This window comes from Nocardia sp. NPDC003963, from assembly GCF_053605105.1.
In genome coordinates this window covers 92,619-111,163 of sequence record NZ_JBSGIP010000004.1, presented here as the reverse complement: position 1 = coordinate 111,163, position 18,545 = coordinate 92,619, and the positions used below count along the sequence as shown (strand labels likewise).

Below are 18,545 nucleotides of genomic sequence, written 5' to 3'. Positions count from 1 at the left end.
ATCAGCTTCCGCCGCCACCCGACTCGGCCGCCAGTGGCATAATCGACAATATGCGTGAAGATCGTGCCACCGATTCACTCCGGCACACCCATCTGGTGGCCGTGCTGCTGCTGGATCCGGTGGTCGGATTCGACGCGACCATCCCGCCGCTGGTGTTCGGCCAGGCCACCGATGAGGACGGAACACCCCTCTACCGGGTCGTGACGTGTTCCCTCGAACCCGGTCCCGTTCCGGCCACCTCGGGATACTCGATGGTCGCCGCGGCCGGGCCGGAAGTACTGGCGGTGGCCGATACGGTGATCGTGCCCGGTACGAAGCACCTCTCCGCGCGTTCCGCCGGCACCCTCACCCCGGAGGTCGCGGCGGCACTGGCATCGGTGCCCGCCGAAGCGCGGATGGTCTCCATCTGTACCGGCGCCTTCGTCCTCGCCGCCGCGGGCGTGTTCACCGGCCACCGCGCCACCACCCATTGGCGGTACGCCGACGATTTCCGCCGGTTGTTCCCGGCGGTGGAACTGGACGAGAGCGTCCTGTTCGTGGATGAGGGCAGGGTACTCAGTTCAGCGGGCCTGGCCGCCGGAATCGATCTGTGCCTGCACATTATCCGGCGCGATCACGGCGCCGCCGTGGCCAATCGAGCCGCCCGGTACTGCGTGGTACCGCCCTGGCGTGAGGGCGGGCAGGCCCAGTTCATCGAACACCACGTGCCCGGCGACGACGAGCGCAGCACCGCGGCGACCCGGGCCTGGGCACTTGCTCATCTGGCCGAACCGCTCAGCGTCGCGGTGCTCGCATCCCGGGCGCGGATGAGCCCCCGCACCTTCAGCCGCCGGTTCCGTGCCGAAACCGGGATGTCGCCGGGAGCCTGGATCCGTGATCGCCGGATCGATCGGGCGCGAGAACTACTGGAGTCGGCCGGCCTGTCGGTGGACGAGGTGGCGCAACTGTCGGGGCTCGGTTCACCGGACAACCTCCGCCACCATATGCGGCGCGGCCTCGGTATGTCGCCGTCGGCGTACCGGAAAACCTTCGCCGGGGCCTGATCTCGGCAGCTCCGCACGTGGCGCCCGAAAAGGGAGCCACCGACACCCCTGGCGACTACATGCAGGTAGTGCGCACAGACATTCCATGGGGTTTCGGTAGGGCCTACGAGGCAATGGTCGATGATGGATCCATGCACATGGTCCGTGTCCTGGTCCGGCCCTCCCGATGGGGTTTGCGGCTGCGTTCCGCGCTCACCAGCGCGGCCGTGGTCGCCGTGGTGATCGGTGCGGGCGCCGGGATGCTCGTGCTGTCTCTTTATCAATCCGAGCTCTCCGCACTGGACACCGAAGCGAGTTCACGGGCAGACATCATCGCCGCGCGCTTGTCCGATCTCGGTATCGATGGAGTCGACCAGGACATGCTGGCACCCGACAGCCGCATCGATTCGATTCAGATCCTCGACGCCCACGGCACCGTCGTACGCGCCTCCCTCGGCGCACCACCGTCGCCACTGATCGACGCCCCCGCGGGCACCGATGTGACAGGACAGGCGATATGCGGTGACAAGGACCTACGTATCTCGGCGCGGCCCGCCGACACACGCAAGGCCTCGTTCGTGGTGCTGGTGGCCGCCACCGGTGAGATAGTCGAGGACGCCGCGAAACGAATCGCACTGGGCATAGCCCTCGGTGGGCCGATCGTGGTAGCTGTCGCAGCGGCAGCGACCTACGCACTGGTCGGACGCTCGTTGCGATCGGTCGAGGCGATCCGGACACAGGTCGCGGGAATCGGGGCAACCCGATTGGCGGAACGCGTCCCCGTCCCGGTAGCGAGAGACGAGATCGGCAAACTCGCCGAGACCATGAACGCCATGCTGGACCGACTGGACGCGGGCCAGCGTGAGCAGCGGCGATTCGTCGGCGACGCATCACACGAACTCAAGAGCCCACTGTCCACCATCCTCGCCGCGCTCGAGCTCGGCAGCGACGATCCCGGGGTACTCGATCACCAGATGATCACCGGGACGTTACAGCCGGAGGCGGAGCGGATGCGGCGGCTCGTCGACGACCTTCTGATGCTGGCTGCCACCGACGAGTTCGGCCTGAATCTCCGCACGACCGACGTCGATCTCGACGATCTGGCGGCCGTCGATGTCACGGCACTACGCAGGCAGTATCCGAAGTTGACGATTTCGACCGACCTTCACCCTGCAAGACTCAGAGGCGACACGGTCGCACTGGCTCGGGTGGTACGCAATCTCACCAGCAACGCGGCGGTACACGCCGCGTCCGCGATCACGGTGCGGACCGAGCTCGTAGGAACACGCGTACGGCTGACCGTCGACGACGACGGCCCAGGGATTCCCCGGGCCGAACGCACTCGGGTTTTCGAACGCTTCGTCCGATTACAGGACGACCGGGCGCGCGGGACCGGCGGAACCGGGCTCGGACTTGCCATTGTCGACAGGATCGTGGCCGCACATCACGGAACCGTCCGGATCGATGACTCCCCGTCCGGCGGCGCGCGGTTGATCGTCGACCTACCCATCACCCCGGCACGTTGACAGGCGCTACGGCTTCGGCCGCGCCGAACAACGCCGAGGCCGGCGATCGGCCACACTTCGAGCTGAGCCCGATATCATGAGCGGTGAGTCGCGCTCGCTCGAAATGCGAATGCTCAGCGAGAGTTCACCACTGCTTCTCCATCAGCTGGGCACGACCCCGACCGCCGCATTCGGCAGCCTGTCCGATCCCTCTTGTCAGCAGGCTGTTTCGGCGCTCAACCGCGACTGCCGAAGGAGAACTCCGGAGCAGATCCGGCCACCGACGGCGGCGTACGCGTTGTGCGCGGGCTGCTGATCGACGAACCGGCCTCGGTCGCACACCGGCGATACGGTCGACCATCGACGATTCGGCCGGTATTCCGTCGAATCTGCCGATATTGCTGCCGGCCGGGGAGATTCTGTCACGACGTCCACGCACCCGATCCGAGCACGAAGACGACCGACGCACCATCGCCGGCACGGACTCTGCGTATCGCACCGTTCAACGCTGCCGGCGGCGGGTAGCCCGCTACGGCAGACCGTTGTATCCCGGTGTTGCCCAGAGCACATACGCCGGGATATTCTCACTTCGGTTAGCGCAGGCTAACCTTAGTATTTTATTGTGGATGAGGTCCAGCGGTGGAATTGAACAGGCGTCACATATTCAAGGCAGGGTTGGGCCTCGGGGCCGTTCTGGTGCTCGCCAATTGTGGTGGCGAAACATCGCCGGCCGGTAATGCGGGCGGAACACCGCAACGCGGCGGCACGCTGCGTGTGGGTGCCCTCGGCAAATCATCGAAAACCGAACGAGATCCGCACCAGACGATGAGCAACGAGAGCGACTTTCTCATCATGTCGCTCGTCTACGACGCGCTGACCGTCCCCGGTGCCGACCCGAATGTCTCGCCCCGGCTCGCTTCCACTTGGGAATCGGATCGCGAACAACGCAATTGGACTTTCACCATCGCGGACGGAGCGCGTTTCCACGACGGCCGCCCGGTCACTTCCGACGATGTCGTATGGTCACTTCGCCGACTCCGCGAGATCGCGGGAGAAACAAAAGTCCCGGTGGTCTCCGTCGACGACATCAAAGCTGCTGGACCGAATGCTGTCGTACTGACCTGCGCGGCTCCGAATAGCCAGCTGCCCATGCTGCTTCGCATGATGACCTTCGCAGTTCCGCAGGGCACGACCGACTTCGCACAAGCCATCGGCTCGGGACCGTTCCGACTCGAGTCCTACAGCAACGGCAACGCGCGCCTGGTGCGCAATGACGGGTGGCACGGCGGCGCCCCGCTGCTCGACGCGATCGAAGTGACACTTTTCGAGAGCCCCGAATCCATGGCCAACGCGATTCTGGCGGGACAGATCGATCTCGCCTCGAGCGTCGGTGCTGTAGCAGGGCGGATGGCAGAGACCCGGGACGACCTTCGGGTGGTCCGGCGCCCCGACGACGTGGCGGTCGCCATCGCGATGAGAACCTCCGACGGCCCCTTCGCCGACCCGCGCGTACGGGAAGCGCTGCGCTCGGCGGTGGATCGTGACGCGATGGTGGCACAGGTCCTTTCGGGCTATGGCACCGTCGCCAACGATATTCTCGGCACCGCGGATCCGACCTACGATGCGGCGATCCCGCAGCGATCCCGGGACCTGGATCGCGCCAGGACGCTGCTCGCCGAGGCGAAATTCGATACCGGCCGGACCTACCAGCTGGTGACGAAACAGGAAGCCGCGGGCGAGGTCGAATCGGCGAAGGTCTTCGCGAGCCAGGTAAAGGAGATCGGCATCGATATCGAGGTCGTGGTGCAGGAGGCCAACGCCTTCTACGACCACACCTGGCTGAAAGCGCCGCTGTACACGGTGAACTGGGGCACCAACGATTCGGTCATGTTCTACGCCAGCAAGGTCATGTATTCGCGGACCAAATGGAATGAGACCGACTTCCACGACGCGTTCTTCGACAAGGCCTATGCCGCCGCACTCGCCGCGGCACCCGGCACCGGTTTCACCGATGCCAGTCACGCGATTCAGCGGATCCAGTACGACCGGGGCGGCTACATCGTGTGGGGGACGGCCGACGGTATCGATATCGCCTCGACCGCTGTACGAGACCTCCCCGAGCTCGGTGGCTACGGTCGCGTTCAGCTCGAGCGCGTGTGGTTGTCGAATTGATCGCCTTCGCCGGTGTCGTCGCACGGCGGGTCGGGCTGCTGATCGCTCTGCTCGCCGTCGTGTTCGTCGTCGTCGACCTGCTACCGGGCAACGCGGCACGGGCCGTACTCGGCCGTGACGCGAGTAACGAGCAAGTGGCGGCCAAAGAGCACGAACTGGGATTGGACCGGCCGCTGCCGGTCCGGTTCTGGGAGTGGTTCAGCGGGGCCGCGACCGGGGACTTCGGCACGACTGCCCGCGGTCGATCCGTGAACGAACTCCTCGCGGCCAAGTTTCCGCAGACCCTGCTGCTGGCCTCGATCGCGATGCTCGCGACGATCGTGATCTCGCTGCTCCTCGGTACCTGGTGGGCAGCCCGCCCCGGCAGTCTGCCGGCGCGAATACTGCAGCCGGGCTCGGCATTCGTGATCGCTGTCCCGGAATTCGTCGTTGCGACGATGCTGGTGACGGTCTTCTCGCTGTGGCTGGACTGGCTGCCCGCGGTGACATTCACCGACCGGTCCGGATACCCCGCGAGCGCGCAGATGCTCATCCTGCCGGCGTTGGCTCTGGCCGTCCCGCAAGCCGGATGGAACCTGCGCGTCGTCCGTGGCGCGTTGGCCGACGCCGGCAGTGCCCCGCATGTCGACAGCGCCATCCTCAACGGACTACCCCCGCGCACGGTGCTACTTCGTCACATCCTGCCCTTCGCGCTTCCGACCATCGCGATGTCGCTGGCCACCTCGGTCGGCACCTTGTTCGGCGGCGCGCTCGTCGTCGAAACGATCTTCAACTATCCGGGGATGGGCGCCGTGATCGCCGGATCCGTATCCGACCGCGACACCGCGCTGGTGGCCGCAGTCGTAGCGCTCACCGGAACCACCATCATGTGCATCCTGCTGATGGCCGACGCCGTCCGAGCCTGGTCGAATCGAGGGCGCACGTGACCACCACCCCGATCCGCACCCGCCCGGCGAGCACCCGAAGACTCTGGCTCACTGCACTACCCGCCGTGGCCGTGATCGTCCTGGCCGTGGCCGGGCCGTGGTTCGCCCCGTACGCGGTCGACCACGCCGTCGGTATCACGTTCGAAAAGCCCCACGGAGGGGCCTGGCTGGGCGGCGACAGGCTCGGCCACGACGTCCTCAGCCGGCTGTTACACGGTGGCTGGGGGCTGCTGCTGATAGCCGCGGTCATCGCAGCGCTCGTCACAGCGCTCGCCGCCGTGCTGGGTTCCGTCGCGGCGCTGTATCCCCGAGCCGGGACGTGGATCGAGCGAACCGCGGATCTGGGCATGCTCCTTCCCCCGGTACTCGCGATCCTGCTGTTCATGTTGTCGTGGCCGGAATCGGGAGCCATCGGGCTGGTGGTCATATCCGTAGTGGCGGGCACGCCGTACACCGCGCGCGTCTTCGCGGCAGCGGCCGCCGGCATCGCGGCATCGGGTTTCATCGAAGCTGCCCGCGGACGCGGTGAGCAGACTGCCTACCTCGTGTTCCGAGAACTGCTTCCCAATCTCCGGGAAACGCTGCTCACGCAGTTGGGCCTGCGATTCGTCGAGGCGATGTACCTGGTCAGTACTGCCGCTTTCCTCCAGCTGCCGACCACGCTCGGCGAGGCCAATTGGGCGGTCATGGTCCGCGAGAACGCATCCGGGATCCTGCTCAACCCCGCCGCGGTGCTGGCACCGAGCCTGGCCATCGGGATGCTGGCAGTCAGTGTGAACACCGCGGTCGCGGTGTTCGGTCGAGGAAGGCGCGCGGTATGACCGACCGAGTGGTGTTCGGGACCGGCGAGGTCCTGGTCGACGAGCTATCCGTGCACACCGCATCGGGGACCGAATTGCTGGCCCCGACCTCTGTCCATGTTCCACCGGGAACCCTCACAGCTGTCACCGGCTCCTCCGGGGCGGGCAAAACGACACTGATGCGGGCGATACTCGGCCACCTCGCCGCCGGTACCACCCGGTCGAGTGGCGCAGTACGCGTGTGCGGCCAGGATGTCTTCGCGCTGGAACCGACCGCGCTCCAGACCTTCCGCCGCACCCGGACCGCCTTCGTCGGCCAGGACCCGGGAGCAGCGTTGAATCCGACAATGCGCGTCCGGACCCTGTTCGCGGAGGCGGTGGGCAAACGAACAGGCACGGACTTCGCCGCCGCGCTCGGACGCGTCGGACTACCCGGCCACTATCTCCAACGCCGGCCAGGAGAACTGTCCGGTGGCGAGCAGCGCCGGGTAGCGCTCGCGCTCGCAGTCGTGCGCCGAGTCGGGGTCGTCGTGGTCGATGAACCGATCGCCGGGTTACACGGACGTCTACGCGGCGAGATCGGTGATCTCCTGCGTTCACTCGCCACCGATGACGGTGTCGCGGTGGTGGTTTCGGGTCACGACACCGGTGCCCTGCATCGAATCGCAGATCAGGTCGTTCTCCTCGGTGAGTCACCGAGAGCACCGACGCGACCGGCGCAGCCCGCTCCCGGCGCAGGGCCCGAGGAGGTACCCGCGTTACAGGCCCGGTCGATCTCCGCCACAGCGGGCGGCCGGACACTGGTCGACTCCATAGACCTCGCGGTCGCGTCCGGTCGATCCGTCGCCGTGGTCGGCCCGTCGGGAGCCGGCAAGACGACATTCGCCCGGGTGCTGGCCGGCCTCCACACCGCGGCAACGGGCACACTGGAAGTGAGCGGGCGCCGTGTTCCGGTCGGTCGCGCACGGCGAGCACGGCGGGACCGGCGACGGGTCCAGCTCATACCGCAGAACCCGCTGTCCACACTCAATCCGAAACACACAGTGCTGCAGACACTGTCCCGCCCGTTGAAGCTCGCCGGCCTGTCCCCGGGACAAGAGATCGCACACCGGGCGAACGAACTGATGCGCAGCGTCGAACTCGCCCCCGAACTGCTGCACCGTTATCCGGGACAACTCTCGGGCGGCCAGCGACAACGGGTCGCGATCGCCCGGGCTCTGGCCGCCGAGCCGGATATCCTGCTGTGCGACGAGATAACGTCCGCACTGGACGTGGAGACGGCATCAGCGGTCATGGATGTCGTCGAACGCAGCGGGCTGGAAAAAGGGATCGGCATCGTCGTCATCAGCCACGATATGAATCTGGTCGCCCGATACTGTCAGGAGATCGTAGTCGTCGCCGACGGACGAGTCGTCGAAACCGGTGCTACGGCAGAAGTTCTCGCCGCGCCTTCGGCAACCTCGACACGAGAGCTGCTCGCCTGAGAAGCGGATCGACCATGGAACAGGGCGCTTCGGGCACGGACTCACCGCGCAATCCAGGATCCATCCTTCGGTGATCCGACCGGCCACGCGGCAGCGTAGTCGCCGGTTCCCGGCGGCGGGGCTGCCGAGACGATCGAACCGGCACCGGCCCCACCGGCTCTCAGCGTTTTCACAGCGGCCCTCTGCCATCATCGCGCTCACCACGCCCTCCTGTGACCGCCACCTCGACACTGCCCACAACAGGCGACGCCGACCAGCAGGAACAGCACGTGGTCGAGTGCGGAGACTGCGGCGCCGAACCTGAGCCTCGGATGTCGCCCGCACCGCCGGAACTCGGGACCATTCAGAGGACAGCCGATGACGCCGCGGAAACATTCGACCGAATCTCGGATCGTCACGGATTCTTCGGTTCACCCGCTCGCAGGCTCGGCAGGACGTCCTGTGGCGGATTCGATACCGCGATCGCCACGCGCCGGGTACGGGATCGGCCGCGCGCAATGACTTCTCGATGCTCAGCATCGGATCGCGCCTTCTCGGCCGGTGGGCGACCAGTGGTACCACCCCGAACGGATCCGCCGGAACTCGATCCGGAGATGGTCGTACGAAACGCGAGGGCATGGATCAACCGCCGTCCGTGGCGACGGCGGTGCTGGTGGACTGCCCTGACCGTCGTGGCCATGACCGTGTTTCCCGGGCTGCTCGGCGCCGTGGCCACCGCGCAGGTCGGTAGCGGAGTATCGCAGATCGATGGTCTGAGCTGGATGAACGTCCGTGATTCCGACGGGGTCCCGCTGTCGACCTACACATTCGCGAGTGACAAGAGCGGCTTGCTCGATCCGGGCAACACCACCCTGTGGACTCTGATCAGCCTCGAATTCATCGGCTATCTCGTCATCGTGACCACAGCCATCTGGTTCATCGGCTACGCGTTCAGCTTCCGCTGGCTGGACCACTTCGCCAGTGCGTTCACCGGCGTGGCCGACGCCCTGGCCCGCCAGCTCGGCACCACGGCAGTGGTGGTCACCGCTGCCACCATCGGCGCATTCTTCGCAGCCTGGTTCGCTGTGCGCGGCTTCCACAGCAAGGCCGCCGTCCAAGTCGTCACCCTGCTCACCGTCGCCGTACTCGGGCCGATATTCCTCGCTCAGCCACTCGCCCACGTGCTGTCCTCGGACGGAATACTCACCCAGGGCCGCGACCTCGGCCTGTCGGTAGCCGCCGGCCTCAGCGGCGACAACGACCCGAGTCCCGACCGGCTCGTCACCGAAATACAGCACGATCTCGCCGACAACTTCGCCCGCAAGCCCCTACAGGTCTGGAACTTCGGCCATATCGTCGACGACGTCGCGGCCTGTGAATCAGCGTGGAGTTCAGCGGTGCTGTCCGGAGACGACGGCCGAGTCCGCGCAGCGATGCGAAGGTGCGGTAACGAATCCGCCTACACCGTTGCCTCGGCACCGAGTACGGAGCAGCTCGGGACCGGGCTGATCCTGCTGATCTGCGCCACCGCGCTGTTGGTCTTCGCGATCTACCTCGCCCTGAAGGTCGTGAAGGCCGCCATGAATTCGATCTACCACGGATTCATGGCGATCTTCGGATTCGCCGCCGGCGGCTTCGTCTACGGCCCCAGCCAAACCTTCCTGATCCGAAATATCGTCGACGCCTTCGTAGCCGCCGCCCGGATGACGGCCTTCACCATATTCCTGGGCATCTACATACTCTTCCTCGCCGGGCTGTTCGACCAGGCCCGAGGACAGGTGATCTCGGTGATCGTCATCGCCTGTGTCGTGGAGATCGTCGCGATCACGCAGATCAACCGACTCAATAGAAGCATGTCGCGGGGCAACGACTGGATAGCGAACCGATTCTCGCTCGCCGTCCAGGGCAACCCCGGCGGAACAGGTAAAGGCACCGCTCTGGGCATGGGGCCGGGAACAGGCGGTGGTTCCAAGACCAAGGCGGGTGGCCCACCCGGTCTGGCGACCCTGGGTGCCGTGAGCACCCTCAACAGCTCCCCCATCACCGCCTGGCTGATGGCCGCGACCCCGAGCCCGCTCATGCCGCACGCACACGGCAAGAAACACTCCGCGCTGGCCGATGCCCGGACCGCGGAATCTCGAGTGGAGATGTACCACTGGGATCAGCTGGGCCGATCGAACTGGCTGCGCAAAGCTCATGCTCGCGCCGACCCGTACGGCGGGATGACGGTGCCGATCGGCATCGCCAATGCCCTCGACGGACTCGGCGACAGCCGAGTACCCGATGGTCAGATCTCCCAGGTGCTCCGGGCGGGTGGCACACCCGACGAACGGGTGCACCAGGCGCTCCGGGCGGCAGCGGCGATGAAGGCGAGTATGTCGTCCAGTCCCTACGGCTGGGCACCACTGCAAAAGGCCCTGGCAGCGTCACGCGCCGTGGAGAACCATCTGCTTCCCACCGATTCGCTCTCGACCAGAGAGGCTTTCGCCGCCCAAGCCCTCGTCGCCGCCGACAACTTCGCCAGGCATACCAGCGCACCACCGGCCGGGACCCTCGTGAACCACGGGTTCATCAGTAGGGTCCGACAGCACTGGGACTCCGATATCGCGCTACACAACGCGATCACCGCCGACGAATGGAATGCGGTCGGCCGTGGTACCCGCTGGACGATCGCCACCCAGGCCGCGGCCGGCTTCCACCAGGCCGCGCGAGACTTTCAGGCCACGCCGAACGAGATCCATCGCCACAACCTCGCGCAGTGGTCGATCCGCATCGCCAACCTCGACCACCTCGACCCGGCTGCCGGACTCGATCCCTGGGATTCGTGAGCACCGGCGCTACTCGGCCGCATATCGGCCGATTGCCGGAGACAGCCGACCGTGGGTTCCGGAACAGTCGGCCGACGGCGTCGACAGCACAGGTCTCAGCGTCTTCACAGCGCCTCTGCGCCAAGGTCGGATCATGACATTGCTTGCCGAGGACCTGTTGTGGCTGCTGTTGGACGACGACACCGGACGACCTGTGGTCGACCGCATAGATATCCCTCCAGTGCTGGCGGGTGCGGTGCTCACCGAACTCGCCCTGACCGCCGGGGCAACAGACCAGCCACTGTTGACCATCGACGGCCGTGGCCGGGTGAAGGCTGTGGACAGCGTCCATTCGAGCGGACTCCGCGACAGGATGTTCGACGCGGTGCTGACCTCGGGCCTCGACGTTCTCCGGCGCAAACCACTCGCGCCGCACCAGGCGATCCAGCGAATGGAACGCGGCCTCGAGCGAGTTCTGCTGGACCGTCTGCGCGCCCGGAACCGAACAGTCTCCACCCGGGTCTCCGAGTTCGGGATTCCGGGCGTCCGGCGCTGGCCCACGATCGACCATGCCGCGAAGCGGGAGATCCGCGATTCGATACGGCCGGGTGTCCTCGATTCGCTCCCACTCGCGCCCCGGTCGGCCGCCCTCGTCGGTCTTCTCACGATAGCGGGAGCGTTGCCGCATCAATTCCCCGGTTGGGCACGCTCCGATATCCGCGCCGGCGCCGGACGAGCGGCAGATCCCCGGCACGGCTGGGCGACCACCGCGGTGATGACCGCAATGTGCTCCACTCGTGCCACCGCCGTCGCCGAACACCGCATCGTATGAATCCGGTTCGCGACACGATATATTTATATACACCTATAGAGCGAGCCGCCATTTAACGGTACATTGGTTGGGTGATTCCCGGTCCTCCCAAGGAGCCTCGCGTGCAACATCATTCGCACACCGCCCAGGACGGGACCAACGGATCCAACTCGGTCTCCGCCACCCTCGAAGCCGACTTCCCGCGACCGGTAGACCCACCATCGGCGCTTTCTCCCACCACCGACATCCGACCGGCGGATGCCTGTACACCACGTCGTTCACCCGCCACGCAGCTGTCCGTCCGCGCCTCCCGAACTCGCCGACTCGTAGCGCCGGTGCCCCGCTTCCTGGGATGGGCCGCACTGATCATCGCCTGTTATTGGCTCGCCGAGTTCGGCGAAGCGTGGCGGATTCCGGCGCCGGAGCTGGTGATTCCCATGGTGGCCGGAACAGTCCTGGCACTCGCCGGTGTGGTCCGCACCAGTTTCCCCGAACGGGCCGGCCGTGCTGTGCAGGCCATGGTCGGCGTCCTGATGGGCAGCTACCTGCAGCCGCACGCGCTGGCAGCCGTGGCCACCGCTGGCCTGCCTTTGATCGCCGTAACGATCACGACGATCGCGGTCTGCGGGATGGCAGCCCTGTGGCTCGCCCGCAGCCCCAGAATTCCGCTGGTCGACGCCGCGCTGGGCATGGTCCCCGGTGGGTCCGGCGGCATCATCGCCTGCGCCCACGAACTGGGCGCCGACTCACGCCGAGTCGCCTTCGCGCAATACCTGCGCGTCGGACTGATCGCACTCACCGCCCCGGTGCTCGTCACAGCGGTCGGTGGCCATGGGACGCTCTCGTCCTCGCCGGTCGGTTGGCCCGCCTTCGCCCACTGGGTTCAGCAGCCACAAGGCCTGTCATCCGTCGTCGTCCTGGCTGCCATCTGCCTGCTCGGCATCCGGCTCGGCGAACGTCTCAGGCTGCCGGCCCCGGTACTTCTCGGACCGATGATCGCCGCGGCGGTTGTCACCCTGACCGACACCTGGACCGGGTTCGCCCCGGCCGGCCCGCTCGAGGATGTGCTCTTCGCGGTTATCGGCCTCGAGGTCGGCCTGCGATTCACCCGGCCCGCCATCCGGGGCGCGGCGAAGATTCTGCCTCGGCTGATCACTGCGATCGTCGGGGTAGGACTGCTGTGCGCGGGACTGTCCTGGGCCGTGGCGGCTGTCACCGGCATCACCTTCGTCGAGGCATACCTGGCGACCACACCGGGCGGAATCAATGCCGTTCTCGCCACTGCGGTATCCAGTGGCAGCGATGTACCACTGGTATCGACCGTACAAAGCCTTCGACTGTTCCTCGTGCTGCTGTTCATCCCGCCCCTGGTGCGATGGCTGCACTCCCGGTCCGCCGGCCGTACCGACAGCGCCGACCGGGATCGGGTCGCCGCGGCCGCGCCGGACACCGACCCACCGGGCCACCGATCCCCCGCGACGACACCCGCGCTCGATCCACGCCGAACCGGACCGGATCGGCAGCGCGGCGGCACCACCGACCACAAACCGGCACCGGACAGGGCGTAATGAGGGTCCTACTCGTCGAGGACGAGAAGCTGCTTGCGGCAACCGTGCGCCGCGGCCTGGAGGCGGCCGGATTCGTCGTCGACGTCGCCGACAACGGTATCGACGGCCTGGCGATCGCCCGCACAGACCCCTTCGATGTGATCGTTCTCGACATCATGCTCCCCGGCCTCAGCGGATACGAAGTGTTACGCAGGCTGCGTACCCATGACATCGAAACCCCGGTATTGATGCTGACCGCGAAGAGCGGCGAGTTCGAGGAAGCCGACGCATTCGATCTCGGCGCCGACAACTACCTGACGAAACCGTTCTCCTTCGTGGTCCTCACCGCACGCCTGCGGGCGCTGCTCCGACGGCAGGCTCCGCAACGCCCACCGGTGCTCCGCGCCGGTGACCTCGCGATGGATCCCGCGAAACGAACTGTCCAGCGGGGTGCCACGTCCGTCGAACTCACGCCACGCGAGTTCGCTCTGCTCGAATTCCTCCTTCACAACAAGGACATCGTCCGCACGAAACAGGAGATCCTCAGCAATGTCTGGGATCCGCACCACGAGGGTCCCGCCAATATCGTGGAGGTCTACATCGGATACCTCCGAAGGAAGATCGATGTCCCGTTCGGACGCCACAGCATAGAAACCCACCGCGGCATCGGTTACCGCCTACTCGACGAAATCTGACTTCTTCGCCCACACAAGGTTCCCGAGGGTCACCGTGTGGTACCTGTCGTGCTCGGCGCGCTGTCACACCCGCCCGCCGGGCCGGGCCACACCCCGCACAGACAGACCGCTGTCGGCCGTGACCATCGACCCGGTCATCGCCACGGCGTCGGTGCGCGAGGCCAGCAACGTGAAAATGCTGTTGTACGCATCGGTGGACGGAATCTCCTGAAGCGGTAGCTTCTCCCGTGTGCCGTCCAGGATCGAGTCGGCGGCGCTCTGTCCCAGTGCCGCTGTACCGCGTAGCCGGGTCGGTGCCACTCCGGGCGCGACGCCGTTGACCCGGATATCGGGAGCGAGCTCGTAGGCGAGCTGGCGTACCAGGCCGTGCGCCGCATGCTTGGACGCCGTATAGAGAACTCCGCCGCCGGCCGCGTTGCTGCCCGCGAACGAGCCGGTGATGATCACACTGCCGCGAGATTCGAGGAGGGCGTCCAGCGCGGCCCGCACGCCGAGCAGTGGCGCGAGGACATTGACGCCGAACAGTTCACCGAATGCGGCGCCCAACCGCTCACCCGGTATATCCTCGAGCGGGCGGGCGGCGTCGGTGATACCGGCATTGGCGACGAAGACATCGAGCTGTCCCCACGTGGTGAGCGCGGCATCGACAGCGGCCGTGTTCCCTGCCCAGGTAGCGACATCCGCCACCAGCGGACATACCGCGGTTCCCAGCTCCGTCTCCAGTTCGAGCACCTGCTCCGAGATATCGACCGCCACGACGCGTGCGCCCTCGGCGACATAACGCGCGACGACGGCGCGCCCGATTCCCGCTCCCGCCCCGGTGAATACAACGATCTGTCCATCCAGTGCACCCATCACGGGTCCTCTCCATACTGTCGGAGGGTGTTGCCCGGGCAACCCCCTCCCTATTTGTACACATTATTGGATACAGTTATCGGGTCGATCGTGGCGCCGACCCCGCGGCGCACCGGAACACGACCTTAGGATGAGGCTGATGACCACCCCTGCCCGACGAACACGCGCCGGCACCACCGTCGACGCGCTGTACCGGACGCTGCGGGAGCGCATCGTGACCGGGGTCTACGCCCCCGGGCAGCGGATGTCCCAGGAGCAGCTGGCCACCGAACTCGACGTGAGCCGCACCCCGCTGCGCGAGGCGCTGCAACGGCTCGAAGCCGACAGCCTCGTGGTGGCCCATGCCAACAGAGGCATGTACGTCGCTCCCCTGGTGAACTCCGAGACCGAGCAGAGCTATGCCCTGCGCTTGCTCGTGGAGCCGCCCACCGTCGGCGCGACCATCGGATCGCTGCGGGATTCCGATATCCAGGACATGGGCACCCATCTCGAGTCCATGCGGCAGCACCGCGGCCACAGTCGGCGGTTCCAGGTGGCGCACCAGCTCTTCCACGATGTCGTGCTGGACCGCTACCCGTCGAACTTCGCCGAGCTCACGCGCACCTTGCACACCACGATCTACCGGCATCAGAGCGTCTATCTCTCGCATGCGCGCACCCCCGACGATTTCATCGAATGCGACCAGTACTTTCTCGATGCCATCAGCCGGCGCAACGCGCCCTCGGCACGGCGGATCATGGAGTTCCACCTGATCGACGCGGCACTCGGTCTCGTACTCGACGCCGACCCCGACCACTGCTTCGACTCCCTGCTGGTGGCCATGCGCGGTCGCGATATCGTCATCGAGCACGACGGGCAGGGACGGATCGACCGGCCCGCACCCATCTATTGGATCGACTCGGATCCGGTGCTCCCGGATTTCACAACCTCCAACCTGGCACTGGTCGCCCCTCCGGGACGACTGCCCTAGCCGGGACGCGGACCGGCCACCGCATCTCGTCCGAGTGGACAGCCGGCAGCGGGGAGGAAAGGCCATCAGATCAGCCGCGCGGTGAAGAACGCGGTGTGGATGGCGTCGTACACCCGCCCGGGCCGCGCCGCGGAACCGATGATGTGCACATCGACACCCGCCGCACACAGTTCGTCGGCGAGTTCACCCGACGCGGCCGAGCGCCCGAGCGCCACGACTACGGTGTCGGCGGTCAGGACCTCTGTAGCCCCGCCGGCGTCGAGCGCGACTCCCTCGGGTGTGACCGCGGTGACGCGCGCCCCGGTACGCACCCGAACGCCCGCCCGGTCCATGAACTGCGGGAGTTTCAGCACGTCGTAGACCACCTCGTCGCCGGTGAGCAGAGAACTCTGCTGCTCCACCACAGTCACCTCCGCATCACCCATTTCCGCTATGCGCAGCGAGGTCTCGCATCCCTGCAGCCCACCACCGATCACGACGATCCGTCCGGACAACGGTGTAGCCGCCCGTACGCGCGCGGCGTGGATCACCGGAATCGGCCCACTGATCGGAAAATCGGGTTCACGTAATGGAGCCCCGGTAGCGATGACCACGCTGTCCACCGCGCTCGCTACGAGATCCGCCACGGTGGCCCGCGCCCGGACCACTTCGATATCACGGCGTTCGACCTCGTGCACGAGATGCTCGGCCAACGCCGCGATATCCTGTTTCACGACGGATCCGCGCGCATGCGCGAGCATGCCACCGAGTTCATCCGCTTCGAACAACCGCACGCGATGACCGCGGTCGCTGAGCAGGGCCGCACTGCGCAGCCCGGCCGGGCCACCGCCGACGACGACCACGTTCTTTCCGACGGCCGCCGGGACGAGAGGGAACCGGCCTTCCTCAGCGACGGTCGGGTTGACGGTACAGCCGACCGATCGGCCCTTGTCCACGCCGCGGTGCAGGCAGCCGTCGTTGCACCGGATACACGGCACGATCTCGAGTGCGCGGTTCTCCGCGGCTTTGCGCGCCCAATCGGGATCGGCCAGCATGGCCCGCCCCAGCGAGACGAAGTCGGCCGAACCCGATTCGACGATCTCGTTCGCGATCTCGGGTGAGACCAGTGAGCCCGAGCCGATCACCGGAATCGAGACCTCGGTGCGGAACTTCTCCCACCCCCACCGGTGCGGGACCCGGGTATTGAACCAGGGGCTGACCTCCCATTCCATGGTGGCGTGGTGGCCACCGGAGGCGTGCAGGACATCGACGCCGTGTTGCTCGAGCAGCCGGCACAGCCGCACCGTCTCCTCGATCGGAATACCGTCCGGTTCATAGTCGGTGACCGATAAACGCACACTCAGCGGGAACTCCCGCGGGACGGCCGCGCGGATCGCGTCGATGATGCGGAGCAGGATCCGCGACCGGTTCTCGAAGCTGCCGCCGTATTCATCGGTGCGCGAGTTCGTATGTGGTGAGAGGAAATTGGTGATCAGATACCCGTGGCCGGCGTGCACCTCGACCAAATCGAAACGAGCTTTCCACGCGCGCCGGGCCGCGGCACCGAAGGCGGCTACGATCCCGTCGATCTCCGCGATCGTCACGGGCTGCGGGATCACCCCGGCCACTGCCTCGACGTAGTCCCAGGAACTGTCCGAGGCGGATTTGATCGGCGCGGTGCCGAGGAATTTCTGCCGACCCCCATGGGCGAGCTGCAGGCCGATCTTCGCACCGGTCGCGTGTACCTCGTCGACGAGCCAACCCCAGCCGGCGATATGCTCGTGGCGACTCATTCCCGGCTGATTGTGGATGGCCTTGCTGGCATCGTCGTCGATGTAGGTGTACTCGGTCATGATCAGGCCGACACCGCCTTCGCCGAGTCGCCGGTAGTGGTCGACGGTGCGTCGGCCGACGGTGCCGTCCATATTCGCGGTGGCACTGCTGTTCGGTGATTTCACCACACGATTTCGCAGCTCGAGCGTGCCGATCCGGCCGGGCTGGAAGAGAGCGTCGAAGCTCATGGGATCTCGATTCGTTTCTGGGCTGTGGGAGATTCGAGAAGTCGGCCGGACAGTGGGATGCGGCCGGGTCGGAGCCGCTAGGGGGCGAGCAACGCGCCGGCCCGGGGTACGACCGGGTCGAGGTCCAGGCACCGCAGCAATCGCCAGGTGGTGGCCGCGGCGGCGGACAGCACGGGGATGCCGAACTGCTGCTGCAGCGTGTCCAGAATCGGCAGCGACGGCATCTGCACGCAGGCGCTGATGACCAGTGCGTCCGCGCCGGTGGTATCGACGCGCCGGGCATGCTCCAGCAGGTCCTGCGGATCGAGCCGGCCCACCGCCAGATTGTCGGAGACCTCGAGGCTGAGCGAATCCACGACGTGGAACCCCTCGTACTCGATGTAATCGCACACGGTCGCGGTGAGTGGCTTCATATACGGGGTCACCACCGCGATCTTCTGGGCGTTCAGATGCGCGAGCGCCTCGGTCAGGGCGCCGGCCGAGGAGAGCACCGGAATGGGTACACCGCTCTCCGCCTGCGCGATTCCCGCCAGTTTCGGTTCGGATACCGCGTGATACCCGCGGCCCTGCGCCATGATGGCCACCAGGCAGGCGTAGGCCATGACGTCGACCCGGGCGTCGGCGAGTTCCGCGGCGCAGCACAGCGAATCGGCGTCCATACGGGTCAGTTGGTCCGGGGTCACATGCTGCATCCGCATCCGCGCGGAATGGAAGGTGAACTGCTCGTCCGGACGGATTTCGGCCCGGGCCCGCAGCATCGCGGGGATCTCGGTCTCCATCGTGGTGTTCGAACTGGGCACGATCATACCGACCCGGTGATTCTTCATCGTTTGTCTACTTTCTTTCGCATTGGCGGAGGCACCGGTCTCGGCGGGGCCACGGAGCGGCCGGTGTGGAAGCGCCCGGGGAGGTTGAAAACTCTCGGCGACAATGTGTTCAGCCCGTTCTGTCCGGCGTCCCGTCGGAGATCAG

General features: G+C 66.5%; 14 protein-coding genes. 11 read left to right on the top strand and 3 right to left on the bottom strand.

What is annotated here, in order from left to right; all coding sequences use genetic code 11:
- Nucleotides 1-50 precede the first annotated feature (50 nt).
- From ACWEWT_RS12575 to ACWEWT_RS12530, 10 genes are all read left to right on the top strand, one after another.
- Nucleotides 51-1,043: a GlxA family transcriptional regulator gene (locus ACWEWT_RS12575; RefSeq protein ID WP_452558503.1), complete on the top strand. Its 993-nt coding sequence runs from the start codon at nucleotides 51-53 to the stop codon at nucleotides 1,041-1,043.
- Between the two features lie 131 nt (nucleotides 1,044-1,174).
- A complete protein-coding gene (locus tag ACWEWT_RS12570) occupies nucleotides 1,175-2,548 on the top strand; it encodes a HAMP domain-containing sensor histidine kinase (RefSeq protein WP_452558501.1) in 1,374 nt (457 codons plus the stop codon).
- 804 nt (nucleotides 2,549-3,352) lie between these two features.
- A complete protein-coding gene (locus tag ACWEWT_RS12565) occupies nucleotides 3,353-4,699 on the top strand; it encodes an ABC transporter substrate-binding protein (RefSeq protein ID WP_452558499.1) in 1,347 nt (448 codons plus the stop codon).
- Nucleotides 4,684-5,625 carry an ABC transporter permease gene (locus tag ACWEWT_RS12560; protein ID WP_452558497.1) on the top strand — a complete coding sequence of 314 codons (942 nt, stop codon included), beginning with the start codon at nucleotides 4,684-4,686 and terminating at the stop codon, nucleotides 5,623-5,625. Before ACWEWT_RS12565 ends, ACWEWT_RS12560 begins: the two co-directional genes overlap by 16 nt.
- Nucleotides 5,622-6,446 (top strand): ABC transporter permease subunit, encoded by an 825-nt coding sequence (locus tag ACWEWT_RS12555; protein ID WP_452558496.1) that lies wholly within the window; start codon nucleotides 5,622-5,624, stop codon nucleotides 6,444-6,446. The genes ACWEWT_RS12560 and ACWEWT_RS12555 overlap by 4 nt, the downstream gene beginning before the upstream one ends.
- Complete coding sequence (locus ACWEWT_RS12550) at nucleotides 6,443-7,909, top strand: ABC transporter ATP-binding protein (RefSeq protein ID WP_452558494.1); 1,467 nt, start codon at nucleotides 6,443-6,445, stop codon at nucleotides 7,907-7,909. Before ACWEWT_RS12555 ends, ACWEWT_RS12550 begins: the two co-directional genes overlap by 4 nt.
- 677 nt (nucleotides 7,910-8,586) lie before the next feature.
- Nucleotides 8,587-10,716, top strand: coding sequence for a hypothetical protein (locus ACWEWT_RS12545; protein WP_452558493.1), 2,130 nt, complete (start codon nucleotides 8,587-8,589; stop codon nucleotides 10,714-10,716).
- Between the two features lie 133 nt (nucleotides 10,717-10,849).
- Nucleotides 10,850-11,527: a GOLPH3/VPS74 family protein gene (locus ACWEWT_RS12540; protein WP_452558491.1), complete on the top strand. Its 678-nt coding sequence runs from the start codon at nucleotides 10,850-10,852 to the stop codon at nucleotides 11,525-11,527.
- A 314-nt stretch (nucleotides 11,528-11,841) separates the two neighbouring features.
- Nucleotides 11,842-13,074: an AbrB family transcriptional regulator gene (locus tag ACWEWT_RS12535; RefSeq protein WP_452558489.1), complete on the top strand. Its 1,233-nt coding sequence runs from the start codon at nucleotides 11,842-11,844 to the stop codon at nucleotides 13,072-13,074.
- On the top strand, nucleotides 13,074-13,748 hold the full coding sequence (locus ACWEWT_RS12530; RefSeq protein WP_452558488.1) for a response regulator transcription factor: 675 nt from the start codon (nucleotides 13,074-13,076) through the stop codon (nucleotides 13,746-13,748). The genes ACWEWT_RS12535 and ACWEWT_RS12530 overlap by 1 nt, the downstream gene beginning before the upstream one ends.
- Nucleotides 13,749-13,811: 63 nt before the next feature.
- On the opposite strand, the gene ACWEWT_RS12525 is transcribed toward ACWEWT_RS12530, so the two are convergent.
- Nucleotides 13,812-14,603, bottom strand: a complete 792-nt coding sequence (locus tag ACWEWT_RS12525; protein WP_452558486.1) for an SDR family NAD(P)-dependent oxidoreductase — start codon at nucleotides 14,601-14,603, stop codon at nucleotides 13,812-13,814.
- 139 nt (nucleotides 14,604-14,742) lie between these two features.
- Here ACWEWT_RS12525 and ACWEWT_RS12520 point away from each other — a divergent pair, with 139 nt between their 5' ends.
- Nucleotides 14,743-15,573, top strand: coding sequence for a GntR family transcriptional regulator (locus ACWEWT_RS12520; RefSeq protein ID WP_452558485.1), 831 nt, complete (start codon nucleotides 14,743-14,745; stop codon nucleotides 15,571-15,573).
- A 65-nt stretch (nucleotides 15,574-15,638) separates the two neighbouring features.
- On the opposite strand, the gene ACWEWT_RS12515 is transcribed toward ACWEWT_RS12520, so the two are convergent.
- Together ACWEWT_RS12515 and ACWEWT_RS12510 are read right to left on the bottom strand one after the other, a co-directional pair.
- The gene (locus tag ACWEWT_RS12515) at nucleotides 15,639-17,573 is read right to left on the bottom strand and encodes an oxidoreductase (protein WP_452558483.1); all 1,935 of its coding nucleotides are present in this window, start codon (nucleotides 17,571-17,573) and stop codon (nucleotides 15,639-15,641) included.
- Nucleotides 17,574-17,650: 77 nt separating this feature from the next.
- Nucleotides 17,651-18,400 carry a maleate cis-trans isomerase family protein gene (locus ACWEWT_RS12510; RefSeq protein ID WP_452558481.1) on the bottom strand — a complete coding sequence of 250 codons (750 nt, stop codon included), beginning with the start codon at nucleotides 18,398-18,400 and terminating at the stop codon, nucleotides 17,651-17,653.
- Nucleotides 18,401-18,545 lie beyond the last annotated feature (145 nt).

Coding starts and splice junctions, on each gene's coding strand:
- ACWEWT_RS12575 (WP_452558503.1), top strand. CDS start 51: ATGCGTGAAGATCGTGCCACCGATTCACTCCGGCACACCCATCTGGTG.
- ACWEWT_RS12570 (WP_452558501.1), top strand. CDS start 1,175: ATGCACATGGTCCGTGTCCTGGTCCGGCCCTCCCGATGGGGTTTGCGG.
- ACWEWT_RS12565 (WP_452558499.1), top strand. CDS start 3,353: ATGAGCAACGAGAGCGACTTTCTCATCATGTCGCTCGTCTACGACGCG.
- ACWEWT_RS12550 (WP_452558494.1), top strand. CDS start 6,443: ATGACCGACCGAGTGGTGTTCGGGACCGGCGAGGTCCTGGTCGACGAG.
- ACWEWT_RS12545 (WP_452558493.1), top strand. CDS start 8,587: ATGACCGTGTTTCCCGGGCTGCTCGGCGCCGTGGCCACCGCGCAGGTC.
- ACWEWT_RS12540 (WP_452558491.1), top strand. CDS start 10,850: ATGACATTGCTTGCCGAGGACCTGTTGTGGCTGCTGTTGGACGACGAC.
- ACWEWT_RS12530 (WP_452558488.1), top strand. CDS start 13,074: ATGAGGGTCCTACTCGTCGAGGACGAGAAGCTGCTTGCGGCAACCGTG.
- ACWEWT_RS12525 (WP_452558486.1), bottom strand. CDS start 14,603: ATGGGTGCACTGGATGGACAGATCGTTGTATTCACCGGGGCGGGAGCG.
- ACWEWT_RS12520 (WP_452558485.1), top strand. CDS start 14,743: ATGACCACCCCTGCCCGACGAACACGCGCCGGCACCACCGTCGACGCG.
- ACWEWT_RS12515 (WP_452558483.1), bottom strand. CDS start 17,573: ATGAGCTTCGACGCTCTCTTCCAGCCCGGCCGGATCGGCACGCTCGAG.
- ACWEWT_RS12510 (WP_452558481.1), bottom strand. CDS start 18,400: ATGAAGAATCACCGGGTCGGTATGATCGTGCCCAGTTCGAACACCACG.